A 26,511-nucleotide genomic window follows, 5' to 3' on the forward strand; every position below is an offset into this window, starting at 1 on the left:
TGCGTAGGCCTGCTGGGGGGCCTGCTGAGGTGCCTGCTGGGGCTGCGCCTGCGGCTGCGGAGTCGGAGGCGTGGTCATCGGGGGTCCTCGCTGTCGCGCTTGGTCATGTCGGGGGCGGGAGCAGGGGCCGGGGCAGGGGCGGGCGCCTGCGGGGCGGCGGTCGCGTACGGGTTCGGGGTGCCCTGCGGTGCGCCGGGCGCGCCCTGCGGCATCGCGAAGGGCTGGCCGCCCTGCTGGGGCGGCGGCGGCGCGTACCACCCGGGCTGGCCCTGGCCGGGCACCGGCATCTGCTGCGGAGGCATCGCGCCCGGCGGCAGCTGCTGCTGGAGGCCCGCGCGCTGGTCGACGGTCGAGCGGTAGTCGACGGCGCCCTGCGTCATCCGCATGTACGCCTCTTCCAGCGAGGCCTGGTGCGGCGAGAGCTCCCAGACGCGGACGTCCGCGTCGTGCGCGAGGTCGCTGATGCGGGGGAGCGGAAGACCGGTCACGCGCAGCGCGCCGTCCTGCTCGGGCATGACCTGGCCGCCGGCCTCGCTCAGCGCGGCCGACAGCTTCTCGCGCTGCTGCACGTCGCCTTCCGGCGTACGCACGCGCGCGAAGTCGGCGGAGTTGTGCGAGATGAAGTCCTTGACGCTCATGTCCGCGAGGAGCTGCCCGCGGCCGATGACGATCAGGTGCTCGGCGGTGAGGGCCATCTCGCTCATCAGGTGCGAGGAGACGAAGACCGTGCGGCCCTCGGCGGCGAGGGACTTCATCAGGTTCCTGACCCAGAGGATGCCCTCGGGGTCGAGACCGTTGACCGGCTCGTCGAAGAGCAGCACCTGCGGGTCGCCGAGCAGTGCGGCGGCGATGCCGAGGCGCTGGCCCATGCCGAGCGAGAAGCCCTTGGAGCGCTTCTTCGCCACCTCCTGGAGGCCCACGACGCCGAGCACCTCGTCGACCCGGCGGGCCGGGATGCCGGAGAGCTGCGCGAGGCACAGGAGGTGATTACGGGCGTGCCGCCCGCCGTGCACCGCCTTGGCGTCGAGCAGCGCGCCGACCTGGCGGGGGGCGTTGGGGAGCTTGCGGTACGGGTAGCCGCCGATCGTCACCTGACCCGTGGTGGGTTGGTCGAGCCCGAGGATCATGCGCATGGTCGTCGACTTGCCGGAGCCGTTCGGGCCCAGGAAGCCGGTGACCGTGCCGGGCCGCACCTGAAAGGAAAGGTTGTACACGGCTGTCTTGGCGCCGTAGCGCTTCGTCAGGCCGACTGCCTCGATCATTCTCCGCACCCATCGAATGGTTCAGGACGTCGGGGCACACGCCCCCGTAAGGGTTAGGAGGGTATCCGAGCGTTGACGGTTCCGGCCAAGAGTGCGTAAAGGGCTCAGGCGTCACGGAGCCGACGGCAGGGAGCCCGCAAGCGGGGGCAGCTCGTCGTACACGCGCAGCCGGCTCGACTCGTCGACGTACGGCAGGAAGTCGGTCTGCGGCAGCACCCAGCCCTCGTCCCCGAAGACGCGCGTGCCCAGCTCGCGCAGCCGGGACGTGGAACCCGCCGCCGCGACCCAGCTGGCCGGATCGGGGCCGAGCAGTTCCCTCAGGCGGGGCGAGTCCTTCAGGAGCGCGGCGAGCAGTTCCGCCTGGTCGCCGCCGCCCGGCCGTGGGCGCTCGGTCGCCGGGTCGGCGAGGACGCCGTGCGCGCTGAAGTAGATGTACGCGCCGCCGAGGCGCTCACCGGACGGCATGGTCATCTCGAAGTCGTCGCCCGGCAGTATGGCCCTGCGGTAGTCGGGGAACTCCGTGTCGTCGACCGCCTTGAGCTGCGTGGCGTCCAGCCAGGTCACCACAAGGGGCGTCTCGGCCTCCCGGTCCACGTACGGGGTGCCCGCGACATAGCCCGCCGGGCTGATGTGCCCGGAGCAGCCGACCGCGATGCCGCGCACCCGGACCGGCACCATGGGCACGGTGGCGGGGATGCCGAGCCGGGTCAGCTTGTACGCCACCTGGCCGGGTGACGCGTTCGACCCCACGGCGATCACCGGGTGGCGGCGGCCGGTGACGGCCTGGCCCTCGTCCACGAGGGCCTCGTCGAGGCGGCGCCGCACCGGCTCCTCCACGTACCAATCGCCGAGCCTGCCGGTCCGCACGTCGAGCCGGAGCAGCTCGCCGCCGTTGAGCAGCGACGGGGCGGGGATGGGGCGGCCGGGATAGGTCAGTGGCTCTCTGGCCGGTACGCCGGCGAGACCCAGCGACTCCAGGCTTCGGTCCTCAGTCCTCACGATGGCGCCCTTCGGGGATGGTCGACGCGGTGCGGGGACAGCCTTCCACGGGAACACGTACCCGCGCCGCCGCTTCACCGCTCCTCGGCCGCCGGGTTAACCTCGGCGGGTTGCGGGAAAGAAGCCGATCCACCGTGGGGGACCGGGTGAAGTGCGGTGCGGGGAAGGGAAGTTGGGGTCCTTGGTGAGATGGCCTCGCAGGGGTGGCGCGCACCCGCGCTATCGGACGTCTGCGCGAGGATGGATCGCGGGCCGGTCCGTCCACGCCCTGCTGCTCATGACACTGACCGTGCTCGCCGGGGTCTCCGCGGTGATCGCCGTGCTGTGGACGATGGCCGAGGACTCGCCGCGCTCCCTGAGCGAGCGGTTCAGCGATCCTGAACGGCTGTTCGACCTTGCGCTGTCCGCGCTGCGCGCGTGCGTCGGCACGGACAACCTCGATCCCCAGGCGGGGAGCACCGCGCAGCAGCTCTTGGCGACCATGGCCTCGGTGATCGGGGCGCTCGCGCCCGCCGTGCTCCTCGGCTTCGTACTGATCAAGATGTTCGCGCTGCGGCCGTTCGTCTGGCGGCGCCGGGCGTCCATCTCGCACGCGTGGACCGCCGACTTCCCCGGGTACCGGCGCTCGCACGCGCAGAGCGAGAACGCGATCATCGCGATCCGGTTCTACAACCGCTTCGACAATCTCTTCGTCGTCGACCTGCACGCCCGCGCCCATCTGCGCTATCTCGAACGCTCACCGCACGACGGCAGCCTCGTCATCTACAAGAAGTGGCTCAATGTGCTCGACGAGAAGGGCGAACCGGCCGAGGAGCGCTGCTGGCTCGCCGTCGAGCGGGGTGCTCCGTTCACCGTGTGGATCCCGGTCGACGCTCCGGTGCCGCGGCTGCCGTTCACCCGCATCCAGGGCAAGGACCTGTCGCAGTCGGCCGGTGTGGAGCTGATGGTGCGGCTGACCGCGCGGACCGTGGGCCTGGGGACGGAGGTCGCGGACGAGCGGTGGTTCAAGGTCGGGCCCGAGGACTTCGAGCTGGGCCGCTTCGTGCCGCTCGAACCGGATCTGCAGCGTGACGTGTGGGAGTGGGACGGCTGGCGCGGCTTCGACGAACTGCTGCCGCCGGACGAGGACGCTACGCGTCCCGCTTCTTGAGCAGCGCGTAGCCGCCGAGCAGTGCCACCGCCACCCAGACGCCCATGATCGCGAGGCCGCCCCAGGGGCCGTACGGGGTGTCGTCGTCCAGGGGGGTCTTTACCTGCATGATCTTGTTGCCGGCCTGGTCGGGGAGGAAGCGGCCGATCTTTTCTGTCGCCGAGACGTTGCCCAGGATGCTGGAGATGAGGAAGAAGAACGGCATCAGGATGCCGAGGGACAGCATCGGGCTGCGCAGCATCATCGCGACGCCCATCGAGAACATCGCGATGAGCGTCATGTAGAGCCCGCCGCCGATCACCGCGCGCAGCACGCCGGGGTCGCCGATCAGCGCCTTGTGCTCGCCGAGCATCGCCTGGCCCACGAAGAACGCGATGAAGCTGGTGACCAGGCCCACCACCAGGCAGAGCAGCGTGGCGACCGCGACCTTGCTCGCCATGAAGGTGGCGCGCTGCGGGACCGCGGAGAGCGAGGTGCGGATCATGCCGGTGCTGTACTCGTTCGACACGACGAGGACACCGAAGACGATCATCGCGAGCTGGCCGAGGCTCATGCCGGCGAAGCTGGTGAAGGTCGGGTCGAAGACCCGGCGGTCCTGGGCGTTGAGGCTGTCGTAGTCGTTCTTGGCCAGAATGCTGATCAGCAGACCGAGCCCGACCGTGACGACCAGCGCGAGACCCAGCGTCCACACGGTCGACGAGACCGAGCGGATCTTGGTCCACTCCGACTTCAGTACCTGCGTCGCGGCCATCGCTCAGGCCCCCCTCTTCGGCTGCTGCCAGCTCTCGCCCCAGCCCGTGCCCTGCGCGCCAGGAGGCGGGGCGGCGTCGGAGCCCGCATGGTCGGCGTGCGCGTGATACTCCACGGACTCCGCGGTGAGCTGCATGAACGCCTCTTCCAGCGAGGCCCGCTGGGGGCTCAGTTCATGGAGTACGAGCTGATGGCGGGCGGCGAGTTCACCGAGATCCTCGGCGGGGGTGCCGTCCACCTCGAGGGTGCCGTTGCCCGCCTCGACGGCGGTGACGCCCTCCTGGTGCAGCACGTCGAGGAGCCGCTCGCGCTGCGGGGAGCGCAGCCGGACGTAACTGCGTGAGTTCTGCTGGATGAAGTCCGCCATCGAGGTGTCCGCGAGCAGCCGTCCCTGGCCGATGACGACCAGATGGTCGGCGGTCAGGGCCATCTCGCTCATCAGGTGCGAGGAGACGAAGACCGTGCGGCCCTGCGAGGCCAGGGACTTCATCAGGTTGCGGATCCAGTGGATGCCCTCGGGATCGAGCCCGTTGACCGGCTCGTCGAACATCAGGATCTCGGGGTCGCCGAGCAAGGCGCCCGCGATGCCGAGCCGCTGCCCCATGCCGAGCGAGAAGCCCTTGGCCTTCTTCTTGGCGACCTGCGTCAGGCCCACGGTGTCCAGGACCTCATGGACACGGGCGCGCGGGATGCCGTTGCTCTGGGCGAGGCACAGGAGATGGTTGAAGGCGCTGCGCCCGCCGTGCATGGCCTTGGCGTCGAGCAGGGCGCCGATGTACTTGAGCGGGTCCTTCAGCTGGGCGTACCGCTTGCCGTCGATCCGCGCGGCGCCCGCCGTGGGGTTGTCGAGCCCGAGCATCATCCGCATCGTCGTGGACTTGCCGGCGCCGTTGGGCCCGAGGAAGCCGGTGACCATGCCCGGATGCACGGTGAAGGTGAGGTTGTTGACGGCCAGCTTCTCGCCGTACCGCTTGGTCAGCCCCTCGAGCTCGATCATGCGGCCACGCTAGAACGGGACAGAGCCCCCTGCCACCGGAGCGGCAAGGGGCTCTGAGCGTCTCGACGGCCCTTATCGGGTCTGCTGCGCGGGCACCCCGCGGGAGACGGGCTCGTCCTCCGCAGGCGACCCGGCGGCGGCCACAGCCGCACCGGTGAGCGTCGCCAGCATCTCGCGCACATTGGTGAGCTGCGCGTTGATGGAGTCCCGACGGTTCGTCAGGGCGGCGAGCTCCCGCTCGGACTCCGAGCGGATCCGGTCGGCCTTGGCGTTCGCGTCGGCGACGATGTCCTCCGCCTGACGCTGAGCGGTCTCCACCGTCTGGCGAGCGCGGCGCTCGGCGTCCGTGCGGAGCTTCTCTGCCTCCAGGCGGAGCTGCTCGGCGCGGTGCTCGATCTCCGCGAGACGCTTCTCGGCCTTGGCCTGACGCGAGGCCAGGTCACGCTCCGACTGCTCGCGGCGCTTGGCGAGGTTCGTCTCGAAGTCGGCCGCGGCCTGGGCGGCCTTGGCGCGGGTCTCCTCGAAGAGGGCGTCCGCCTCCTCGCGCTTCTGCTGCGCGTCCTTCTGCGCCTCGCTGCGCAGCGCGCCCGCCTCGCCCTTGGCCTTCTCGACGATCCGGACGCCCTCGTCCTCCGCCTTGGCCTTGCGCTCGGCCGCGAACGACTCGGCGTCGTTGCGCACCTGCTGGGCCGCCGACTCGGCGAGCTCGCGGTGCTGCTCGGCTGCGCGACGAGCCTCCTCGCGCAGGTCCTTCGCCTCCTCCTCGGCGAGGCGGAGGATCTTCTCGACACGCGCGCCGAGGCCCGCGTACGACGGTTCGGCGTCGGCTACCTGCGCCTGCGCGTTCTGCGTCTCGAGGTGCAGCTCCTCAATGCGCTTTTCCAGAGCAGTGATACGAGCAAGAGCGCTGTCACGGTCGGAGACGAGCTTGGAGATACGTTCGTCCACCTGAGCGCGGTCGTACCCACGCCGCACAAGCTCGAAGCCGTAGGGGGAAGTGTCGCTCATGGGGTTCCTGTCGAATGAGACCGGTGAGGTGATAGGGGGAATCCTAGGGGTCCAAGCGGCGTGTCATCGAGCAGATGCCCGTTTGATCTGGAGAATGACACCCCTTTTGAGTGGCTAACCGCCGGAGCACTTGCCAGCGACAGTGCCGAAGGTCCTTACAAAGCACGCGAGAAGTTCTTTGGCTAGCCCTCAGACGGCTTGCCACCCGATCGAGTTGAGCCTGCCGCCGCACCGGCCTTGACGCCACCGTCCTTCGCGCCCGGAATCGGTGGGGCCTCAAAAGACTCCAACGCCTCCAGTACGTCCTGGACACGGGAAATCTCGGCGTTGATGTCCTCGCGCCGGCGGACGAGAACCTCGAGCTCGCGTTTGCCCTCGTCAACCGTACGCTCCGCCTCGGCCTGCGCCTCCGCCTTGACCCGCTCGGCGTCGCGCACCAGTTCGGCGACCTTGGTCTCGGCCTCCTTGAGCAGCGCCTCGGCCCGCTTCACGGCCGAGATACGGACCTTGCCGGCCTCGGAACTCGCGTCCGACACCAGCTCCTTGGCCTTGGCCTCGGCCTCGGCGAGCTGCTCCTCCGCGGCCTTCACCAGCGCGTCACAGCGCTCACCCGCGGTCTTCATCGCCTCCGCGGACTCGCGGCGCGCACGCTCGTGCAGCTCTTCGATCTCCGCGGTGATGCGGTCGCGCTGCTCCTCGGAACGCTCCCTTATGGCCGTCGCGTCCCTGCGGGCGCCGACGAGCAGTTCGTCCGCGTCCGTACGGGCCTTCTCCACCAGGGAGTTGCCCTCGACCCTCGCCTCGGAGACAAGCCGGTCGGCCTCCGTGCGGGCTGCGCCGACCATCGTGTCGGCCTGCGCCTCCGCGTCCGTGGTGGCCTTGAGCGCCTTCTCCTGGGCGTCGCCCGTCAGCTTCTCGGCCTCGGCCGCGGCCTCCGTGATGAGCGTGTCGACCTGCTCGGCCGCCTCGGAACGGCGCTTGTTGGCCGCCTGGCGCGCCTCGTCCAGGGTGCGCTCGGCCTCGTCCCGCGCCTGCGAGGTTAGCCGCTCGGCCTCGGCCGCCGCCTCCGCCTTGACGCGCTCGGCCTCGGACCGGATGCGCTCGGCGTGCTGCTGGGCGGAGCCGACCGTCTCGGCCGCGTCCGCGCGCAGCCGCTCGGCGTCGCCCGTCGCGTCCGAGATGAGCTTCTCGGCCTTGGCCACCGACTCCGAGCGCACCCGCTCGGCCTCCGCCGCCGTCTCGGCACGCAGCCGCTCGGCCTCGGCGATGGTCTCGGCCTGGAGCCGCTCGGCCTCCGCGACCGTCTCGTTCTGCAGCCGCTCCGCCTCGCTGCGCGCCTCGCCGATCAGCTGGTCGGCCTGGCTCGCGGCGTCGCTGCGGATGCGGTTGGCGTCCTCACGGGCGTCGGCACGGGTGCGGGACGCGTCCTGCTCGGCCGACGCGATGGCGTCCGAGGCTTCCGTACGCGAACGCTGGGCGTACTCCGAGGCGTCCGAACGCAGCCGCTCGGCCTCCGCGATCGCCTCCGAAACGGTGCGCTCGGCCAGGGACTTGGCGGCCTCGGCCTCCTCGCTCGCCTCGCGACGGGCACGGGCGGCGTCCTCCGAGGCACGCTCCCGCTCGGCGTACGCGTCGGAGCGGACACGGTCCGCCTCCTCCTGCGCCTCGGTCCGGGTGCGCTCCGCCGCGTGCTCGGCGGCGCTGCGCAGGCCCGCGATCTCCTCCTGCGCCGCCTCCTGCAGGCCCGCCACGGAATCCCGTACGGACTGGGCGGTCTGCTCGGCGCTGGAGACCATCTCGGTCGCCCTGCGGTCGGCTTCCTCGACGAGGCGGACGGCCTCGGCCTGAGCCTCCTCGACGCGGTTGCGGGCGGAGGCGAGGAGCTCCTCGCTCTGCTCACGGGCCCGCTCGCGCTCCTGGTCGGCCTCGCCGCGCGCGGAGCTGAGGGTCTCCTCTGCCTCCCGGCGGCGCCTCGCGGCCTCCTCCTGGGCCGCGGACAGCGCCTCGGCGGCCTCCGCGCCCACGCGCTCGGCGGCGGCTGCGGCCTCCGAGCGGAGCCGGTCGGCCGACTCCTGGGCCTCGGTCTTGAGGCGCTCGGCCTCGGCGGCGGCGTCGGAACGCAGCCGCACGGCCACGTTCTCGCCCTCGGCGCGCGCCTGCGATGCGTCGGCGGCGGCCTCGGTGCGCAGCCGCTCGGCCTCGGTCTCGGCCTGCGCCTGAAGGGTGCGGATCCGCTCGGCGGACTCCGAGCGGAGGCGGTCCGTCTCGTCCGCGGCTTCCTTGCGGATGCGCTCCGCCTCGGCGCGGGCGTCGGTGAGTGCCTGCTCGGCGGAGGCAAGACGCTCCTCGGCCTCCGTGTGCAGGCGCGCCAGCTCGTCGGCGGCCTCGGCCTGACGTGCCGCTATCGCCCGCTCGGTCTCCTCGCGCAGGGCGCGCGCGGCGTCCTCGGCCTCGGACTTCGTGGCCTCGGCCTGCTCGGCGGCCTCCTCGCGGTGCCGGTCGGCCTCCGCGCGGGTGCGCTCCAGGGTCTCCTCGGCCTGCTTGCGCAGGCTTGTGGCGCGCTCGATGGCCTCGGTGCGGACCCGCTCGCTCTCCGTGGTCGCGGCCGACTTCAGCTCGTCCGCGTCGGCCTTCGCCTTGGCGAGCAGCTCCTCGGCGGACTTGGCCGCCTCCTCGATCTGCTGGACGGCCTCGCGCCGTGCCTCGCCCCGGATCCGCTCACCCTCGGTGACCGCGTCGGCCCGCAGCTGCTCGGCCTCGCCGCGCAGCCTGCGCGCCTCCTCCTGCAGCTCGACGGTCTTGGCGCGGTACTCCTTGGTGTCGTCCTTCGCCGTGCCCTTGAGCCCCTCGGCGATGTCGTGCGCCTCGGCGCGCAGCCGGTCCGCCTCGGCCTCGGCCTCGCTGCGGATCCGCTCGGCCTCCTCGGTGGCGGCCTTCGTCGTGTCCTTGGCGTCCTTGGACGCCTTCTCCAGTACTTCCTCCGCCGTACGGGCCGCCTTGGCGAGCTGGCCCGCGGTCTCCTCGGCGGTGATCGTGCGCGCCTTCTCGGCGGCGTCCTTGATCAGCTTCTCGGCCTCGGCGCGCGCGTCGGCGACGAGCTGCTCGGCCTCGGACTTCGTGGCCTCGGCTTCCTTGGTGGCCTCGCCGACCAGCCGCGCGACCTGCTCCTTGGCCGTACGCGTGCGCTGTTCGTTGGCCCCTTCGGCGGCCGAGAGCTGCTTGGACGCGAGCTCCTTGGCCTCGGCGAGCACCTTGTCGGCCTCGGCGCGCGCCTCGCGCAGCGCCGTCTCGGCCTCCGCCATGCGCTGCTCGGCGGCCCGGCTCGCCTCGGTGGCCTGGCGGCGCGCCTGCTCGGACTCGGTGGCCGTGGACGAACGCAGCTGCTCCGCGTGGTCGGTGGCCTCCTGCGCCTGCGTGGACGCCGCGTTCAGGAGGCGCTCGGCGTCCGAGCGCGCCCGGCGCAGGATCGCCTCGGCCTCGGCACGGGCCGACTCGGCGTCGCTCGACATGCGCTGGCGGGCCTCTTCGGCCACGCGCTCGGCCTCGGCCCTGGCGGCGGCCAGGGCCTGGTCGGCCTCGGCGCGCGACTCGTCGAGCAGGCGGCGCGCCTGCTGCTCCGTGCGGGCCCGCAGCTGCTCGGCCCACGCCACGTTCTCGTTGACGTGCGACTCGACGGTCTGGCGGCGCTCGGACAGCTCCTGGTCGAGCTGCTGACGGCGTGACACCGCCTCGGAGTGCAGCTCGGACTGGAGCCTGGCCTGCTGCTCGGCGTGCTCCTGGAGGATCCGCTGGGTCTGCGCACGGGCGTCGCGCAGCTCCCGCTCGGCGTCCTGGCGCAGCTGGTCGGCCTGGATCTGGGCATTACGGAGCAACTGCTCGGCCTGGTAGCCGATGTCCGCGCCGTCATAGGCAGGGCGGGACGCGAGGTTGCGGCGCGCCTCGTGCAGCTTGGCGCGCAACACCTCGACCTGATAGCCGAGGTCTTCGGCGTGCTGAACAGCCTTCTCTCGCTCGGTCTTCAGCCGGTCCATCTCGGCCTCGAACCGCGAAAGATGGTCCGTCTCAGCCCGCGAGCTCTCTTGGCGTTCGTAGCCCCGCACTGCGCGGTCCCATCCGTCCCCTGGTCGCAAGTCTCTTCTTACGAGCCCTGTCCATCCGCCGAACGGGGCCCACGGGGAATGGTGTCAGATCAACAGCAGAGCATGGGCTGCTGCCCTGACGCTCGTCCCCCGAAACCCGGACCCCGGCAAGCGGCCGCCCAGCGTACGGACGACCGGCCGCCCGAACTTCGGACGGCCGCCCCCAACCCTACCGGCCCAAGTATGCGGAGGTCAGTGCTCCGGTGACTCCTGAGCTGCCGAGGTGACGAGTTCGGTCAGTACGCCGTGGCAGTCCTTGGGGTGCAGGAAGGTGATGCGGGAGCCCATGGAGCCGATCCGGGGCTGGTCGTAGAGGACGCGTACACCCTTGTCCTTGATGGCCGCGGCGTCGCCGTCCACGTCCGCGGTGCCGAAGGCGATGTGGTGCACGCCCTCGCCATTCTTGGCCAGCCATTTGCCCACGGCGGAGTCGTCGCGGGTGGGTTCGAGGAGTTGCAGGTAGGAGGCGCCGCCGTCACTCGTCTCATTGATCTTGAGCATGGCCTCGCGTACGCCCTGCTCTTCGTTGACCTCGGTGTGGAACACCGTGAAGCCATATGTCTCCCGGTAGAACTCGACGGTCTTGTCGAGGTCGAAACAGGCGATCCCGATGTGATCGATTCGCGTCAGCATGTTTTAAGTGCAGCCCTTCCGGCGGTGATTACGCAACGTGCGCGCGATCACACCCAACGCCCGATGACGCGCGGCGTACCGCTCAGTACATTCAAGTAAACCCTCATTAACTCCTCCTCCCAAGGGGCCGTGGCACATGTCTGGAACGACCGGTACCACCTCAGTGATCGTCGCGGGCGCGCGCACGCCCATGGGCCGCCTGCTCGGCTCCCTCAAGTCCTTCTCCGGCGCCGACCTGGGCGGTTTCGCGATCAAGGCCGCGCTGGAGCGGGCCGGGATCGGCGGCGACCAGGTGCAGTACGTGATCATGGGGCAGGTGCTCACGGCCGGGGCAGGGCAGATCCCGGCGCGTCAGGCCGCCGTCAAGGCGGGCATCCCCATGAACGTCCCGGCACTCACCGTCAACAAGGTGTGCCTCTCCGGCCTCGACGCGATCGCGCTCGCCGACCAGCTGATCCGCGCGGGCGAGTTCGACGTCGTCGTCGCCGGCGGCCAGGAGTCGATGACGAACGCGCCGCACCTCCTGCCGAAGTCCCGCGAGGGCTACAAGTACGGCGCCATCGAGATGCTCGACTCCATGGCGTACGACGGCCTGACCGACTCCTTCGAGAACATCGCCATGGGTGAGTCCACGGAGAAGCACAACACCCGCCTGGGCATCGCACGCCCCGCGCAGGACGAGATCGCCGCCGCCTCCCACCAGCGCGCGGCCGCCGCCCAGAAGAACGGCATCTTCGAGGCCGAGATCACCCCGGTCGAGATCCCGCAGCGCAAGGGCGACCCGGTCCTGTTCTCCAAGGACGAGGGCATCCGCGCCGAGACGACCGCCGAGTCGCTCGGCAAGCTGCGCCCCGCCTTCACCAAGGACGGCACGATCACGGCGGGCACCTCCTCGCAGATCTCCGACGGCGCCGCCGCGGTCGTGGTGATGTCGAAGGCCAAGGCCGAGGAGCTCGGCCTCGACTGGATCGCGGAGATCGGCGCCCACGGCAACGTGGCGGGCCCGGACAACTCGCTGCAGTCGCAACCGTCCAACGCCATCCGGCACGCCCTGAAGAAGGAGGGCCTGGACGTCGCCGACCTCGACCTGATCGAGATCAACGAAGCCTTCGCCGCGGTCGCCGTGCAGTCAATGAAGGACCTCGGGGTGTCCTCGGAAAAGGTGAACGTCAACGGCGGTGCCATTGCCCTGGGTCACCCGATCGGGATGTCCGGCGCACGCGTCGTCCTGCACCTCGCCCTCGAGCTGAAGCGGCGGGGCGGCGGCGTGGGTGCCGCGGCGCTCTGCGGTGGCGGCGGGCAGGGTGACGCGCTGATCGTGAAGGTGGCGAAGGCCTGACGCGCTTCGCGCGTGCAAGCCTTCCCCGTCTCGCAAACGTCTTGGAACGGAGCTGTCTGACATGCAGGACGTCCCCTCCCTGGTGGCGCAGGCCCGCGAGGGCAGGCCACGGGCCGTGGCCCGGCTGATCTCACTGGTCGAGGGGGCGTCGCCGCAGCTCCGCGAGGTCATGGCCGCGCTGGCTCCGCTGGCGGGCCACGCCTACGTGGTGGGCCTCACCGGTTCCCCCGGTGTCGGCAAGTCGACTTCGACGTCGGCGCTGGTCTCGGCGTACCGGCGTGCGGGCAAACGGGTCGGCGTCCTCGCCGTCGACCCCTCGTCGCCGTTCTCCGGGGGCGCGCTGCTCGGCGACCGGGTCCGGATGTCGGAGCACGCGTCCGACCCCGGGGTCTACATCCGCTCGATGGCGACGCGAGGCCACCTGGGCGGTCTGGCCTGGTCGGCTCCGCAGGCGATCCGCGTCCTGGACGCTGCGGGCTGCGACGTGATCCTGGTCGAGACGGTCGGCGTCGGCCAGTCCGAGGTGGAGATCGCCTCACAGGCGGACACCTCGGTGGTGCTGCTCGCCCCCGGGATGGGGGACGGCATCCAGGCGGCGAAGGCCGGAATCCTGGAGATCGGTGACGTGTACGTCGTCAACAAGGCGGACCGGGACGGAGCGGACGCGACCGCGCGCGAGCTGAACCACATGCTGGGGCTCGGGGAGTCCCGCGGCGCGGGGGACTGGCGCCCGCCCATCGTGAAGACGGTGGCCGCGCGGGGCGAGGGGATCGACGAGGTCGTCGAGGCCCTGGAGAAGCACCGGGCGTGGATGGAGGAGCGGGGGGTCCTCGCGGAGCGGCGCGCTGCGCGGGCGGCGCGGGAGGTCGAGACCATCGCGGTCACGGCTTTGCGGGAGCGGATCGCTGATCTGCATGGGGACGCGCGGCTGTCCGCGCTGGCCGAGCGGATCGTGGCGGGGGAGTTGTCCCCTTACGCGGCGGCGGATGAGCTGGTCGAGAGCTTGACTTCGGGTTGACCCGGTGGGCTGACGGAACTGCTGCTTCCGGTAGCCCCGCAGACGAACGAGCCGCCGCTTCGCGACGATGTTTCCCGCCCACCCACCCGTTACCCCGGGGTAATCGGGTGGGTGGGCGGGAAAAATCCGTCGCGAAGCGGCGGTTCAGGGCGTAGCCGGAAGACGAGGCGTAGCCGGAAGAGGAGCCCCGAGCCCACGACGCGAACCGCCCCGCAGGGAAATCCCTGCGGGGCGGCGCGCTGTGGGGACGGGGGAGTTATCAGTCGTCCGAGTCGTTGTCGTCGTCGACGTCGTCGGAGTCATTGTCGTCGTGGCTGTCCGACTTGTCCGCCGTGACCTTGCCCGACTGCAGGTCCACCTTCCAGTCGGACTCCGCACCCTTGCCGGAGGCCGTCTCCGCGTCCCAGGCGCCGGCCGTGCCGTCATCGTCCAGGTCCACGGACGTGACCGTGCCCTTGGCGGCCGCGGCCTTCGCCGCGTCCTCCGCCGAGGTGGACGCACCCTTCAAGGCCGCGGCCACGCGCTGGGCGTCGCCGTCCTCGTCCTGCTCGGTGTGCGAGCCGAGCACCTTGCCGGTGCCGGGGTCGACCTGGACGCTGTGCCACGTGCTGCCCTTGCCGAGCACGTCGACGTCCCAGACCAGGCCGCCGTTGTCCTCGTCGTCCAGCTCCGCGGAGACCGCCGTACCGGACTGGTTCGCGAGGGCCGCCTTGATCGCGTCGGCGGCCGTCACCTTGGCGGCCTTGGCCTCGGCGGTGTTCTCCTTGGCGTCGTCCCGGTCGTCGTTCCGGTCGTTGTCGTCACGATCGTTGTCGTCCCGGTCGTGGTCCTTCAGCTGAACGCTGGACTTCTTGGCGGCGGCCGACGACTCGTCGTCGCCGGTGGTGGCGAGCGCTGTCGCGGTGCCGCCCCCGACCAGGGCGAGAGCTGCGACGGTGGCGATGACGATGTTGCGCTTCATGAGGGGTTCCTCCCGAGTCGTTGGCTGCGGCCGGTGGGCCGCTGCCGTTCGCTTTCGACACGGACCAATCTGGCTGAGCGACCCTGAAGCCAGCCTGAAGCCGCCTGAAGAACTCTTCAGGTTGCTTCTGCCACCCTGAACGCATGCGCCTGTTGATCGTGGAAGACGAAAAGCGCCTCGCGCTGTCCCTGGCCAAGGGCCTGACGGCCGAGGGTTACGCCGTGGACGTCGTGCACGATGGCATCGACGGGCTGCACCGGGCGAGCGAGGGCACGTACGACCTCGTCATCCTCGACATCATGCTGCCCGGCATGAACGGCTACCGCGTCTGCTCGACCCTGCGCGCCGCGGGCCACGACGTACCGATCCTGATGCTCACGGCGAAGGACGGGGAGTACGACGAGGCCGAAGGGCTGGACACGGGCGCGGACGACTACCTCACCAAGCCCTTCTCGTACGTCGTGCTCGTCGCCCGCGTGAAGGCGCTCCTGCGCCGCCGCGGCAACGGAGGGCCGTCCCCCGTCCACACCATCGGCGACCTCAGGGTCGACACCGCGGCGCGCCGTGTCTTCCGCGGCGAGGGCGAGGACGGTGAAGTGACGCTCACCGCGAAGGAGTTCGCGGTGCTTGAACAGCTCGTGCTGCGGGTGGGCGAGGTGGTCTCCAAGGGCGACATCCTGGAGCACGTCTGGGACTTCGCCTACGAGGGGGACCCCAACATCGTCGAGGTCTACATCAGCGCGCTGCGGCGCAAGCTCGGGGCGCGGCTGATCAAGACGGTGCGCGGCGCCGGATACCGCCTGGAGGCCCCCCGATGACCAAGCGCTTCTTCAGTTCCGTACGGGCTCGCGCCACGATCGGCGCCAGCCTCGTCGTGGCCGTCGCACTGGTCGCCGCCGGGGCCGCCGTCCTGCTCTCGCTGCGTGCGAACCTGACCGATCAGGCCAGTGGCCAGGCCGAGTCGGCCGCCCGCGGGGTGGCTTCGCGGCTCGCGGCGAACGAGCCGTACGACAACCTGGACCTGGACGACGAGGAGCATCCGGTCCAGGTCGTCGACGGCGACGGGAGGCTGGTCGCCGCCACCGAGGACCTGCAGCGGATCAGCGGCACGGGTGTGGCCGCGGTCAAGCCCCGGCCGGTCGCCACGCCTCCCAAGGGCGACGACGATGACGACGACGTGAGCCAGGGGGACGCCCCCGAACTCGGGGAGGTCTCCGACGACGAACCGCGCGTCACCTCGGGCTCCGCCACCGTCGACGGCGAGACGCAGGACTACCGCTTCGCCGCGGTCGAGGTGAACAGCGAGACGAAGGGGGACCTCACCGTCCATGCCGGCGCCTCGCTCGCCGCGCAGCAGAGCGCGGTGTCCACGGCGTTGACGTCCATGCTCATCGGTTTCCCGCTGCTGCTGGCCGTCATCGCCCTGGTGACCTGGCTGGTGACGCGCCGTGCCCTGCGGCCGGTGGACGCGATCACCACCGAGATGGCGGCGATCACCGCGTCGGAGGACCTCGCGCGCCGCGTGCCCGAGCCGGACACGCACGACGAGATCGCGCGCCTGGCCACGACCACGAACGAGACGCTCGCCGCCCTGCAGACCTCGGTGGAACGTCAGCGCCGCTTCGTGGCCGACGCCTCGCACGAATTGCGCAGCCCCATCGCCTCCTTGCGCACCCAGCTCGAAGTGGGCGCTGCCCACCCGGAGTTGCTGGATGTGGACGGTGCGGTCGAGGACACCGTACGACTTCAGGAGCTGGCCGCCGACCTGCTCCTCCTGGCCCGCCTGGACGCGGGGGAGAAGCCGGGCGGCGGGCAGGTGGACCTGGCTGCGCTCGCCCGCGAGGAGCTCTCGCAGCGCACGCGGGACCGCGTCGACGTCCGCATGGATCTGCGGAACGCCGACGTCACCGGTTCCCGCGGCCAGTTGGCGCGCGTGCTCGGCAATCTGGTGAACAACGCGCAGCGCCACGCGCGCTCGCACGTCACGGTCGCCACCCGCGCCGAGGGCGCGTGGGCGGTCCTTGAGGTCTCCGATGACGGAGACGGTGTGCCCGAGGGCGAACGCGACCGGATCTTCGAGCGCTTCGTCCGCCTCGACGACGCCCGCACCAGGGATGACGGCGGGGCGGGTCTTGGCCTCGCCATCGCGCGCGACGTCGCCGCGCGGCACGGCGGGACCCTCACGGTCAAGGAGGCTCCCGGTGGGGGAGCGCTCTTCGAGCTCAGGGTCCCTGCCGTCACCCGGTGAGGGTCAGGGCTTGCCCCGCTGGGCGCGGAGGTGTTCCGCGATCGGGGTCAGGGCCTTGTGGAGTTCGCCGAGCGCCTCGGGTGAGATCAGGTCGACGAAGTGCTTGCGGACCGAGTCCACGTGGTGCGGGGCGACCCGCTGCATGGTCTCCATGCCCTCGTCCGTGAGGACGGTGTAGAGCCCGCGCCGGTCGGACTCGCAGTTCTCCCGGCGGACCAGGCCCGCGTTCTCCATGCGGGTGATCTGATGGGAGAGGCGGCTCTTGGACTGCAGTGTGGCGGCCGCGAGATCGCTCATGCGCATCCGCTTCTCTTCGGACTCGGAGAGATGGACGAGGATGTCGTAGTCGTTCATGGTCAGGTTGAACGGCTGGAGGTCCTTCTCGAGCTGATAGGTCAGCATCCTGTTGACCTCTACGTGGGTGCGCCAGGCGCACTGTTCCTCGTTGGTCAGCCACTGCGGGGCCGTATCGGTCTCCATGGAATCGATTCTACCTAAGAAGTTGAAAGGTGAACGAATGTCGGTGTGTGACACGCGCCTCTGACCCCCAGTTGTCAGAGGGGCACAGGCGTTCGCCCGTCACACTCCGCAGACTACCGCTCACAGGCCGAAGCGACGCTGGAGGTCCCCCAGTTGTCCGGGAAGGCGTGGTTGTCCCGGCTGCCCGGCGTGCTGACCCTGCCGGCCTTGCTGGCCGGGCCCGCCATGACCGCCCGGAACGCCCGCCTGGTGCGGCACCGCGCCCGTCGCGTGCTCGGCCATCAGGGCCTCCGAGGACTGCAGGAGCACCGCGCCCGCTCCCACGAACTCGAACTGGTGCTCCTCACCTGAGGTTCCGCCGATCCCGGTCAGCGCCCGCACGCCCCCGATGACTCCGGTCAGATACCCGTGGTCGTAGTGATGGCAGGGCGAGGGGCAGTCCGCCCAGCCCACGAGGGCCTGCGGGTCCACCCGGATCGGCGGCTCCATGAAGACCACCGGGCCGTTCGACGCGGCCACGAACTTTCCGGTTCCGATCAGGGTCAGAAAGCCCGGGACGATCGATTGCTTCAGCGCGAGAGTTGGCTGAAAAGCGAGGAGGTTGCCGGAGCGAATGGTCAGGTTGCCGTCATCGAGGTCGTACGAATTCACGTCGAAGGCCCGGTCGGCGAGGAGCATCTTGCCCTGGCCGTCGGCCACCACCCAGTCGCTCGCGTGCAGGGGCGAATGAAAACTCGTGCGCACCAGACGGTCCAGGCGGCCGTGACCGATGCCGTTGAACTCGATCGATCCGTAGTACGCGATCATCTTGCCCTTCTGCAGGAACCACTGGCTCCCCTTGAGCTCCACGCAGAAGGTGTACGGATTCACGTTGTCGTCGCTCGGGAGCGTCATCGGGTCGAGGGCCGCGGGTGCCCCCGCGGGCATTGAGGGGTTCACAGCTTCTCCTCCGACGCCTGGACGTACACCGCACCGCTTCCTGAGAGCTCCAACTGGAACGCCTCGCCCGAGCCCCGCCCCACCATGTCGCGCCAGCCGAGGGCGGTGGAGAGCTTGTTGCGTACGTCCCCGTGGTGGGCCACATACGCCTGTGGGTCGACGTGGACCGGGCGCTGCGGGGTGATGGGGACCTCGATGACGCCGCCGTGCGCCATGACGGCGACCGCGCCCTGGCCCTTGAGGGTGGTCGTGAAGAGGCCCTGTCCGGTGACCTGGCCGCGGACCATGCCCATGACGCCGCCCTGCGAGCCCATGAACATCGTGCCCTGCTGGAGCGTCCCGTCGAAGGCGAGCAGCCGGTCCGCCTCCACATAGAGGGTGTCCCCGGTGAGGGTGATCACCTGGATGTGGTGGCCGCCGTGCCCGAAGAGGACCGTGCCGCTGCCCTCCACGGTCATCAGGGGCGTCGCCTCGCCTGCGACCCGGCGCCCGATCATGGAGGCCAGGCCGCCCTGACCGCCCTGGATGTTGGGCGTGAAGGCCACGTCTCCCTTGTAGGCGAGCATCGCGCCGCGCTGGCTGAACAGCCGCTGGCCCGGCAGGACGGTCGCCTCGACCATCTTCGAGTTGATCTCCCGGAAAGGCATGTCAGACGTCCCCCGCGATCGTCGTCCGCTCGCTGGGCTGGACATAGACGAGCCCCTCGCCCTCGAAGCGGATCTGGAAGGCCTCGCCGCCGCCCTCGCCGAGCAACGTACGGAAAGTGACGCCCGACTGGAGGTTCTGGCGGAGGTCTCCCTGGTGCGCGACATACGCCCCCGGGTCCACCGTCAGGGGAAACTGCCGGCTCACGCGCAGCACCACCGCGGGTCCGTCGGACATGATCGCCGCCTGGCCCGAGCCCTCGACGGTGGTGGTGAACAGGCCATTGCCCTGGGAGGCGCCGCGTACGCCGGTGAACTGGGTGCCGGTGCGCAGGCCCCCGTCCGTGCACAGGAGATTGCCGGCCTCGACGAAGAGCTTCTCGCCGCGCAGCTGCACGAGGTTGATCTCCGTGGCGCGGTCGGCGAACCAGCACGTGCCGTGCCCCTTCACCTCCATCACCGTCATCTGCTCGCCGGTGAGGCGGCGGGTCACCATGCCCCGGACGCCCTCGCCGCCGCCGGTCATCTTCTTGAAGGCCATCTGGCCGTCGTACGCGACCATCGAGCCGTTCTTCGCCTTGACGGCGTCGCCGGTCATGTCCACGGCGAGCACCCTGCTGCCCTGCAATCGGAACGTTGCCACGTAACGACGGTAGCCGTCGGATATGGGGTCGGAACAGGGCAACGGCCCCTGAGGGAACCCCGAGAACACCCCGATGTCACAATGGGGGTCGCTTGTGCGCGCATTCACAAGATCGCCGGTCGTCAGATCGCCGGATCGATGCCGCCGGGCGGCCCCGCCCCTCGCTCCCGCCTCACACCGAAGGTGATCCGTGGACATCAAGACCGCTTCCGCACTCCGCCGCCTCCGTCTGGTCTCGGCCCCCGAGGCCGTCTCCTTCCTGCTGCTGATCGTCTGCTCGGTGCTGAAGCGGACCACGGAATTCAACGCCGTGCCGGTCATGGGCATGGTCCACGGCGTGCTCTTCGTCCTGTACGTGCTGTTCTGGCTCGACGCCTGGAACCGCACGAAGTGGGACCTGAAGACGGCCGCCCTCTACTTCGTCCTCTCCGTCCTGCCGGCCGGCGGCTTCTTCGCCGAGCGGAAGCTGAAGCGTGAGGCCGAGGCCGCCGTGATCGCGTCGCGCGCCCGCCGCGAAGGCGTCGTGAGCGCATGATCGTCGCCTTCTCCGTGACCCCGCTGGGCGTCGGCGAGGACGTGGGCGAGTACGTCGCCGACGCGGTCCGCGTCGTCCGCGAGTCCGGCCTGCCCAACCGGACCGACGCGATGTTCACCTCGGTCGAAGGTGAGTGGGACGAGGTGATGGATGTCGTCAAGCGTGCCGTCGCGGCGGTCGAGGCGCGGGCGCCGCGCGTCTCCGTCGTCATGAAGGCGGACATCCGTCCCGGAGTGACGGACGGAATGACGTCGAAGGTCGAGACGGTGGAGCGCCACCTTTCCGCGTAGACCGCCTTCGCGGGACCGCCTGCCCCTCTGTGCCGTAAGAGAAGCCCTCGCCGTCGGACGGCGAGGGCTTCTCTCTGTCCGCGGACTTGAGCGAACGCTCAAAACTCTCTATGGTCAGCATGGTCATCTTGAGCAGTCGCTCAAAACTGCGCTGACATGGGGGAATGCCGTGAGACCGTCGAGCTTGTACGTCGAAGCACGCATGGACGCCGACCTCGACGAGCTGTGGGCACGCACCCAGGAGCCGTCCCAGCACCAGCGCTGGGACCTCCGCTTCACCGAGATCGACTACCTGCCGCAGGTCCCGGGCGAGCCGCGGCACTTCCGGTACGGCACGCGCGTACTGCCCTTCCTGACCGTCGCGGGCACCGGGATCTCCGCCGGCGAGAAGCGCCGCGCGGACGGCACCCGGACGTCCGCCCTGCGCTTCGCCTCACCGCACCCGCTGTCGCTCCTCCGGGAGGGCTCGGGCTACTGGCGTTACGTCCCCGTCCCCGGCGGCGGCATCCGTTTCCTCACCGGCTACGACTACCGGCCGCGCTGGGGCCGCTTCGGCGCGCTCGCCGACCGTGCCGTCTTCCGCCCCCTGATGGGCTGGGCCACGGCCTGGTCCTTCGACCGGCTCAGGATCTGGCTGGAGCGCGGGATCACGCCCGAGCGCCAACTGCTGCACGCGCTGGCCGAGGTGGCGGTGCGCCTCGGGAGCGTGGCCGCGGCCGCCGTCGCCGCGCCGATGGTGGCGCCTGCGGTCCTCGCGCTCGCCTTCGTCCTGCCGCCGCTGCCGACGACGCCGGCCGCGCGCCGCTGCCTGCGCAATCCACCGGCACGCACGCGTACACCGCGTGTTCTCGCGACCCTCCAGGAGAAGTGATGCGGACATCGATCTTCCGTACGGTGATGGGCGCCGACTTCGACCGGCTCCACCCCCAGCTGCAGCGCCGCTTCTCCGTGGGCCTGGCGAGCGGCGAGGCGTGCACGGGGCGGGGCGTCATGGACCGCGTCTGGCACGGCCGGGGCTTCGTGAAGCCGTTCCTCGCCCTCGGCGGCACGCGCAACATCCTCGTCCCCCGAGCGGGCCGCCACGTGCCCTTCACCATCGAGAACGTGCCGTACGTCGACACCTTCGGCCGTGAGACGGTGAGCTTCGTGCGCACCTTCGACCTGCCCGGACGCTCCCGCCGCTTCGACGCCCAGATGGTCCTGAGCCCCAAGGGCGACCGGATCCTCGACTACCTGGGCACTCACCAGCACCTCGCCAGCGACCTCCACCTACGGGCCCAGCCGGACGGCTCCCTGCTGATCCGCTCCGGGGAGCACCGCTTCCGGGAGGGGCCGGTGGACGTCCGCGTCCCCGAGCTGATCGGCGGTGACGCGGAGGTGCGGGAGTCCTACGACGACTCCACGGGCCGCTTCCGTATCCAGGTCAGGGTGGTGAACCGGCACTTCGGGCCGCTCTTCGGGTACGAGGGTTCCTTCACGGCGGAGTACGCGGAGGTCCGCCGCTGCGGTGTGCGGCCGGGGCTGCGGCCCCTGCGCGAGGAGGCGAGGGCGTGAGCGCCGACACGAAGGAGAAGCTCCTCGAAGGGGCGCTGCGTACGTTGACGGAGCAGGGCATCGCGAAGACGTCCGCGCGGACGATCGCGGCTGCCGCCGGGGTCAATCAGGCGCTGGTCTTCTACCACTTCGGGTCCGTCGACGAGCTCTTGGCGGCGGCCTGCCGTCATGGCTCGGAGCAGCGGGTCTCGCGGTACCGGGAGCGGCTCGACGCGGTGTCCTCGCTGGCCGAACTCCTCGCGTTCGGGCGTGAGATGCACGAGGAGGAGAGGGCCGCGGGGCATGTCGCTGTTCTCGGCCAGCTCCTGGCGGGGGCCCAGACGCAGCCTCGCCTCGCCCCCGCGACGGCGGCGGGTCTCGCCCTCTGGATCGAGGAGATCGAGAAGGTCCTGGTCCGGGTCCTCTCGGCGACGCCGCTTGGGGAGTTCGCGGATCCCGTGGGGCTGGCGCGGGCGGTGGCGGCGTCCTTCGTCGGGATCGAGCTGTACGAGGGGGTGGACGCGGCGGGGGCGGAGAGGGCGCTGGACGCCTTGGAGCAGTTGTCCGTCCTGGTGACGGCTGTGGAGGAGTTGGGGCCGATTGCTCAGCGGGCCATGCGGAGTCGCCTACGGCGGGTTTCGCGGTCCTGAGCTCAGCCCCCTGGGGGGTGGGGTGGGCTTCGAAGGGCCTCTCCCGCCCACCCGCCCGTTTGCCCCGCATCCGCCTCTTGCCGAACAGGCCTTTCCCGCCCACCCGCCCGATCACCCCGCATTCGCCTCTTGCCGAACAGGCCTTTCCCGCCCACCCGCCCGATTGCCCCGTGGTGTCAGGGGGATCGCCGGTGGGTGGGCTTGGTCGGGAGCCAGTCGCTCGGGCTGCCCGGTGTGTTGGTCAGGCGTGGGCTTGGCGTTGTTGGTCGGGGAGGGGGTGGGGCTCGGACGGAGCAACGTCTTGAGATCCGTGCCCCGGGGTCCCTCGGCCCGTAACCCCGGCCGAACCGCTCACCGTAAGACCGCTCGCACGGACGCGCCCGGTTCGACACGCCGGGGAAACTCCACTTTTGTGTGGTTATCGGCTCGTTCGCACCTGAACCTGCCAGAGCCAGATCACCCACGACCTGGAGGGCGCTGTGCGGCCGGAGGGCTACGACTACGACACCCACAGCACACTCGCCGGACCGCTCACGGAGCCGGCCGGCGAAGGCAGCGGCAGCGGCGAAGGGGGCCGCTATCGGGTGCAGTACAACAAGCTTCTCTCCAGTGAGCCCCACCGAATACGAGCCGTCATCCTGATGACGCTCGCCCCCGTCCTCACCGGCCTCCTCCTCGTCTACCTCGTGTGGCCGACCCACTGGACGGAACGCGAGGGCGCCGACAGCTGGCTCATCGGGCTCGACATCACGATGCTCGTGGCCATCGGCCTGATCGAGCTCTTCATGCTCGTCAACGTCGTGTCCATCGCCCACGCGACCATGGTGGCCAGGGACCCGATCCCGGTCACCCCCGAACCCGGCACCCGCGTCGCGTTCCTCACGACGTACGTCCCGGGCAAGGAACCCCTCGGCATGGTGCGTGCCACCCTCGAGGGCGCCAAGGGCATACACCACACCGGCCCCCTCGACGTGTGGCTCCTGGACGAGGGTGACGACGAGGACGCCAAGGCTCTCTGCGCCGAACTCGACGTACGTCACTTCACCCGCAAGGGCGTTCCCGAGTGGAACCGCAAGAAGGGCGTCCACAAGGCACGCACCAAGCACGGCAACTACAACGCCTGGCTCGCGATGCACGGCGGCGACTACGACTTCTTCGCCTCGGTGGACACCGACCATGTGCCGCTCCCCAACTTCCTCGAGCGGATGATGGGCTACTTCCGGGACGAGGACGTCGCCTTCGTCGTCGGGCCCCAGGTGTACGGGAACTACGACTCGCCCGTCACCAAGGCCGCCGAGTCCCAGCAGTTCCTCTTCCACGCGCTGATCCAGCGCGCCGGCAACCGCTACCGCGCACCCATGTTCGTCGGCACCAACAACGTCGTACGCATCCAGGCGCTGCGCCAGGTCGGCGGCCTGTACGACTCCATCACCGAGGACATGGCGACCGGCTTCGAGCTGCACCGGCACAAGAACCCGCTCACCAAGCGCCACTGGCGGTCGGTCTACACCCCGGACGTGCTCGCCGTCGGCGAGGGGCCCGCCTCCTGGACGGACTTCTTCACCCAGCAGATGCGCTGGTCGCGCGGGACGTACGAGACGCTGATCAAGCAGTACTGGAAGGCACCGTTCACGATGCCGCCCGGCCGCCTCTTCTCGTACACGATGATGCTCGTCTACTACCCCATGACGGCGGTCAACTGGCTGCTCGGCGTGCTGAGCTGTGTCCTCTTCCTCTGGTTCGGCGCGTCCGGGACGCAGGTCGCCGCCTCCGTCTGGCTGATGCTCTACAGCGACGCGGCCGCCCTCCAGGTGGGCCTCTATCTGTGGAACCGCCGGCACAACGTCTCCCCGCACGAACCGGCCGGCTCCGGAGGCCTCGCAGGAATGGGGATGTCCGCCCTCTCCGCACCCATCTACGCCAAGTCGCTCGGCGCCGCCGTCGTGCGCCGCCCCAGCCGCTTCGTGGTCACGCCCAAGGGCGGTGACGCGAGCCCCGACCGGCTGCTCACCTTCCGCATCCATCTCTTCTGGGCGGCGGTCCTGACCAGCTCACTGGTCGCCTCGTTCGTGCTCGGCCACACCCACGCGGCGATGCGCACCTGGGCCGTCCTCGCCCTGGTCATCTCGCTGGCCCCCGTCACGATCTGGTGCTTCACGCTGCTCAAGGAGCGCAGGGCGAGCGAGGGGCGCAAGGAGGCCCGCGCGCGGGCGCGGCAGCGCGGCAGGCAGGACGCGGAAGGCATCACCACCGCGGCAGCGGACGGCGAGCCGGAGCCGGCGTTCGCCACCGGTACGACGACAGGAGGGAACTGACCCATGGCATACCGGCCCTCTCAGCGGACGAAGAAGACACTCCTGGGTGTCGGGGCGGGCGCGCTGCTCGTCGGGCTCAACGCCCCGGCGGCGCTCTCGTTCGCCGAGGAGCAGTACTACGAGTACAAGATCGCCCAGCCCGGCTACAAGGCCAAGTACGGCTCCTGGAAGCAGATCGGCATCCCCGAGGAGTTCCGCACCAACGCCATCCACGCCGCGCTCCTGCACACCGGCAAGGTCCTGATCGTCGCGGGCTCCGGGAACGAGCAGAAGAAGTTCGACAAGGGCGCCTTCGACACGATCCTCTGGGACCCGCGGAACGACACCTTCAAGAAGGTCAGGACCCCGGAGGACTTCTTCTGCTCGGGCCACGCCCAACTCCCTGACGGCAGGCTCCTGGTGGCGGGCGGCACGGCGCGCTACGAACTCCTCGACGGCGAGATCAACCGGGCCGGCGGAGGCATGCGCGTCAAGAACGAGAACCCCGACAAGCCCATCGTCCTCAAGAAGGGCACGCGTTTCCGCTCGCCGTCGGGCGTCGAGTACGTGAGCAAGTTCGACGTCACGGTCCCCAAGGCCAAGCGGGACTACGAGATCACGTACACCAAGTCCGGTGTGATGAAGCCCTGGAAGACGACGGTCAAGGCGAGCGAGTCCCGCGTCTTCGTCGAGGCGATGCAGGAGGGCGAGGAGTTCGCCACGCAGAAGTCGGCGCAGTACGAGATCGAGGGCCTCACCGGCAAGGAGGCGGACAACGCGTACGGGATCGCCGAGAAGATCACCATGGACAAGCAGGACTTCCAGGGGATCAAGGCGGCGTACGAGTTCGACCCGAAGGCCGAGAAGTACGTGCCCGTGGAGCCGATGGAGAAGGCCCGCTGGTATCCCACGCTCGTCGGTCTCGACGACGGCAAGGTGCTCGCGGTCTCCGGCCTCGACGACGTGGGCAAGATCGACCCGGGCGACAACGAGATCTACGACCCGAAGACGAAGAAGTGGACCGACGGTCCCAAGCGCTACTTCCCGACCTACCCGGCGCTCTTCCTCACCAAGGGCGGCAAGCTCTTCTACCCGGCGTCGAACGCGGGCTACGGCCCCGCCGACAAGGGCCGTGAGCCCGGCCTCTGGGACCTGAAGACCAACAAGTTCGAGAAGATCCCCGGCTTGGTCGACCTCGACCAGACCGAGACGTCCGCGTCCCTCCTGCTGCCCCCGGCGCAGGACCAGAAGGTGATGATCCTGGGCGGCGGAGGCGTCGGCGAGTCCGACAAGGCGACCCGGCGCACGGCCGTGGTGGACCTCAAGGAGAAGAGCCCCGCCTTCCGGACGGGTCCCGAACTCCCGCAGGGCACCCGCTACTTGAACAGCGTGATCCTGCCGGACGACTCCGTCTTCACGTCCAACGGGTCCAAGGACTACCGGGGGCGCGGGGCGAGCAACATCCTCAAGGCGCAGTTCTACGACCCCAGGTCGAACAGCTTCCGGGAGGCGGCGTCCCCCAAGGTGGGCCGCAACTACCACTCCGAGGCGCTGCTCCTGCCCGACGGACGGGTCGTCACCTTCGGCTCCGACCCGCTCTACGACAACCAGCAGAACACCAAGCTCGGCCACTTCGAGCAGCGCATGGAGGTCTTCACGCCGCCCGCGCTGCACAAGGCGGGCGACAACCGCCCGGTCCTCGGCGAGGGCCCGGAGGAACTGGCGGCGGACGGCCGCGCGACGTTCCGCACGAAGAGCCCCGGGAAGATCGCGTCGGCCCGTCTGATGCGCCCCAGCGCGGTGACGCACACGACGGACGTCGAGCAGCGGTCGATCGCGCTCGCCCTCACCAAGGGCAAGGGCGAGGTGACGGTGGAGGTGCCCAGGGGCGACACCGCGCTGGTGCCGCCGGGCTGGTACATGCTCTTCGTGACGGACCAGGACGGCACGTCGTCAGAGGCGAAGTGGATCCACGTGGGCGGGAAGTAGCCGGGTCCGC

At 70.2% G+C, this 26,511-nt stretch carries 24 protein-coding genes; 12 read left to right on the forward strand and 12 right to left on the reverse strand.

From position 1 onward, the window contains the following. Nucleotides 1-74: 74 nt before the first annotated feature. Complete coding sequence (locus AB0M70_RS16235) at nucleotides 75-1,262, reverse strand: ABC transporter ATP-binding protein (RefSeq protein ID WP_365820591.1); 1,188 nt, start codon at nucleotides 1,260-1,262, stop codon at nucleotides 75-77. A 111-nt stretch (nucleotides 1,263-1,373) separates the two neighbouring features. Next, nucleotides 1,374-2,261, reverse strand: a complete 888-nt coding sequence (locus AB0M70_RS16240; RefSeq protein WP_365820593.1) for a hypothetical protein — start codon at nucleotides 2,259-2,261, stop codon at nucleotides 1,374-1,376. A gap of 277 nt (nucleotides 2,262-2,538) precedes the next feature. On the opposite strand from AB0M70_RS16240, the gene AB0M70_RS16245 reads away from it, so the two are divergent. Beyond that, a complete protein-coding gene (locus tag AB0M70_RS16245; protein WP_365820595.1) occupies nucleotides 2,539-3,411 on the forward strand; it encodes a hypothetical protein in 873 nt (290 codons plus the stop codon). On the opposite strand, the gene AB0M70_RS16250 is transcribed toward AB0M70_RS16245, so the two are convergent. From AB0M70_RS16250 to mce, 5 genes are all read right to left on the reverse strand, one after another. Continuing rightward, nucleotides 3,392-4,162 carry an ABC transporter permease gene (locus tag AB0M70_RS16250; RefSeq protein ID WP_365820597.1) on the reverse strand — a complete coding sequence of 257 codons (771 nt, stop codon included), beginning with the start codon at nucleotides 4,160-4,162 and terminating at the stop codon, nucleotides 3,392-3,394. The genes AB0M70_RS16245 and AB0M70_RS16250 overlap by 20 nt on opposite strands. 3 nt (nucleotides 4,163-4,165) lie before the next feature. After that, nucleotides 4,166-5,158: an ABC transporter ATP-binding protein gene (locus AB0M70_RS16255; RefSeq protein ID WP_365820599.1), complete on the reverse strand. Its 993-nt coding sequence runs from the start codon at nucleotides 5,156-5,158 to the stop codon at nucleotides 4,166-4,168. A gap of 72 nt (nucleotides 5,159-5,230) precedes the next feature. Further along, the gene (locus tag AB0M70_RS16260; protein ID WP_190081912.1) at nucleotides 5,231-6,166 is read right to left on the reverse strand and encodes a cellulose-binding protein; all 936 of its coding nucleotides are present in this window, start codon (nucleotides 6,164-6,166) and stop codon (nucleotides 5,231-5,233) included. A gap of 182 nt (nucleotides 6,167-6,348) precedes the next feature. Further along, nucleotides 6,349-10,266 carry a polarized growth protein Scy gene (scy, locus tag AB0M70_RS16265; RefSeq protein ID WP_365820601.1) on the reverse strand — a complete coding sequence of 1,306 codons (3,918 nt, stop codon included), beginning with the start codon at nucleotides 10,264-10,266 and terminating at the stop codon, nucleotides 6,349-6,351. A gap of 231 nt (nucleotides 10,267-10,497) precedes the next feature. Further along, a complete protein-coding gene (gene mce / locus AB0M70_RS16270) occupies nucleotides 10,498-10,938 on the reverse strand; it encodes a methylmalonyl-CoA epimerase (protein WP_365820603.1) in 441 nt (146 codons plus the stop codon). Nucleotides 10,939-11,074: 136 nt separating this feature from the next. On the opposite strand from mce, the gene AB0M70_RS16275 reads away from it, so the two are divergent. Together AB0M70_RS16275 and meaB are read left to right on the forward strand one after the other, a co-directional pair. Next, nucleotides 11,075-12,277, forward strand: coding sequence for an acetyl-CoA C-acetyltransferase (locus tag AB0M70_RS16275; protein ID WP_363209313.1), 1,203 nt, complete (start codon nucleotides 11,075-11,077; stop codon nucleotides 12,275-12,277). Nucleotides 12,278-12,338: 61 nt separating this feature from the next. Next, on the forward strand, nucleotides 12,339-13,295 hold the full coding sequence (gene meaB / locus AB0M70_RS16280) for a methylmalonyl Co-A mutase-associated GTPase MeaB (RefSeq protein ID WP_365820605.1): 957 nt from the start codon (nucleotides 12,339-12,341) through the stop codon (nucleotides 13,293-13,295). Nucleotides 13,296-13,554: 259 nt separating this feature from the next. Here the strand turns inward: meaB and AB0M70_RS16285 are convergent, their stop codons facing one another. Continuing rightward, nucleotides 13,555-14,256 carry a PepSY domain-containing protein gene (locus AB0M70_RS16285; protein WP_365820607.1) on the reverse strand — a complete coding sequence of 234 codons (702 nt, stop codon included), beginning with the start codon at nucleotides 14,254-14,256 and terminating at the stop codon, nucleotides 13,555-13,557. A 143-nt stretch (nucleotides 14,257-14,399) separates the two neighbouring features. Between AB0M70_RS16285 and AB0M70_RS16290 the strand changes: the two genes are divergently transcribed. Continuing rightward, nucleotides 14,400-15,074: a response regulator transcription factor gene (locus tag AB0M70_RS16290; RefSeq protein ID WP_365820609.1), complete on the forward strand. Its 675-nt coding sequence runs from the start codon at nucleotides 14,400-14,402 to the stop codon at nucleotides 15,072-15,074. Further along, nucleotides 15,071-16,504, forward strand: a complete 1,434-nt coding sequence (locus AB0M70_RS16295) for a HAMP domain-containing sensor histidine kinase (RefSeq protein WP_365820611.1) — start codon at nucleotides 15,071-15,073, stop codon at nucleotides 16,502-16,504. The genes AB0M70_RS16290 and AB0M70_RS16295 overlap by 4 nt, the downstream gene beginning before the upstream one ends. A 3-nt stretch (nucleotides 16,505-16,507) precedes the next feature. Here AB0M70_RS16295 and AB0M70_RS16300 read toward each other — a convergent pair whose 3' ends face one another. The 4 genes from AB0M70_RS16300 to AB0M70_RS16315 all read right to left on the reverse strand — a co-directional run bounded on the left by AB0M70_RS16300 (nucleotide 16,508) and on the right by AB0M70_RS16315 (nucleotide 19,210). Next, nucleotides 16,508-16,984 carry a MarR family transcriptional regulator gene (locus AB0M70_RS16300; RefSeq protein ID WP_363209318.1) on the reverse strand — a complete coding sequence of 159 codons (477 nt, stop codon included), beginning with the start codon at nucleotides 16,982-16,984 and terminating at the stop codon, nucleotides 16,508-16,510. Between the two features lie 120 nt (nucleotides 16,985-17,104). Then, nucleotides 17,105-17,911 carry an AIM24 family protein gene (locus AB0M70_RS16305; RefSeq protein ID WP_365820695.1) on the reverse strand — a complete coding sequence of 269 codons (807 nt, stop codon included), beginning with the start codon at nucleotides 17,909-17,911 and terminating at the stop codon, nucleotides 17,105-17,107. Nucleotides 17,912-17,919: 8 nt separating this feature from the next. Then, nucleotides 17,920-18,570, reverse strand: coding sequence for an AIM24 family protein (locus tag AB0M70_RS16310; RefSeq protein WP_365820613.1), 651 nt, complete (start codon nucleotides 18,568-18,570; stop codon nucleotides 17,920-17,922). A gap of 1 nt (nucleotide 18,571) precedes the next feature. Continuing rightward, nucleotides 18,572-19,210, reverse strand: a complete 639-nt coding sequence (locus tag AB0M70_RS16315) for an AIM24 family protein (protein WP_365820615.1) — start codon at nucleotides 19,208-19,210, stop codon at nucleotides 18,572-18,574. Between the two features lie 190 nt (nucleotides 19,211-19,400). On the opposite strand from AB0M70_RS16315, the gene AB0M70_RS16320 reads away from it, so the two are divergent. The 7 genes from AB0M70_RS16320 (at nucleotide 19,401) to AB0M70_RS16350 (ending at nucleotide 26,501) form a co-directional block, all read left to right on the forward strand. Then, on the forward strand, nucleotides 19,401-19,745 hold the full coding sequence (locus AB0M70_RS16320; protein ID WP_363209321.1) for a DUF3817 domain-containing protein: 345 nt from the start codon (nucleotides 19,401-19,403) through the stop codon (nucleotides 19,743-19,745). Next, nucleotides 19,742-20,035 (forward strand): MTH1187 family thiamine-binding protein, encoded by a 294-nt coding sequence (locus AB0M70_RS16325; protein ID WP_160507269.1) that lies wholly within the window; start codon nucleotides 19,742-19,744, stop codon nucleotides 20,033-20,035. Before AB0M70_RS16320 ends, AB0M70_RS16325 begins: the two co-directional genes overlap by 4 nt. Before the next feature lie 202 nt (nucleotides 20,036-20,237). After that, a complete protein-coding gene (locus AB0M70_RS16330; RefSeq protein ID WP_365820696.1) occupies nucleotides 20,238-20,906 on the forward strand; it encodes a hypothetical protein in 669 nt (222 codons plus the stop codon). Beyond that, complete coding sequence (locus AB0M70_RS16335; RefSeq protein ID WP_365820618.1) at nucleotides 20,906-21,589, forward strand: DUF4166 domain-containing protein; 684 nt, start codon at nucleotides 20,906-20,908, stop codon at nucleotides 21,587-21,589. Before AB0M70_RS16330 ends, AB0M70_RS16335 begins: the two co-directional genes overlap by 1 nt. Beyond that, entirely contained in the window at nucleotides 21,586-22,218 is a 633-nt protein-coding gene (locus tag AB0M70_RS16340) for a TetR/AcrR family transcriptional regulator (protein WP_365820620.1), read from the forward strand. The genes AB0M70_RS16335 and AB0M70_RS16340 overlap by 4 nt, the downstream gene beginning before the upstream one ends. 479 nt (nucleotides 22,219-22,697) lie before the next feature. Next, on the forward strand, nucleotides 22,698-24,533 hold the full coding sequence (locus AB0M70_RS16345; protein WP_365820622.1) for a cellulose synthase catalytic subunit: 1,836 nt from the start codon (nucleotides 22,698-22,700) through the stop codon (nucleotides 24,531-24,533). 3 nt (nucleotides 24,534-24,536) lie between these two features. After that, nucleotides 24,537-26,501, forward strand: a complete 1,965-nt coding sequence (locus tag AB0M70_RS16350) for a kelch motif-containing protein (protein ID WP_365820624.1) — start codon at nucleotides 24,537-24,539, stop codon at nucleotides 26,499-26,501. The last annotated feature ends 10 nt before the right edge of the window (nucleotides 26,502-26,511 follow it).

This window comes from Streptomyces sp. NPDC051214 (assembly GCF_040682375.1).
Lineage (GTDB): Bacteria > Actinomycetota > Actinomycetes > Streptomycetales > Streptomycetaceae > Streptomyces.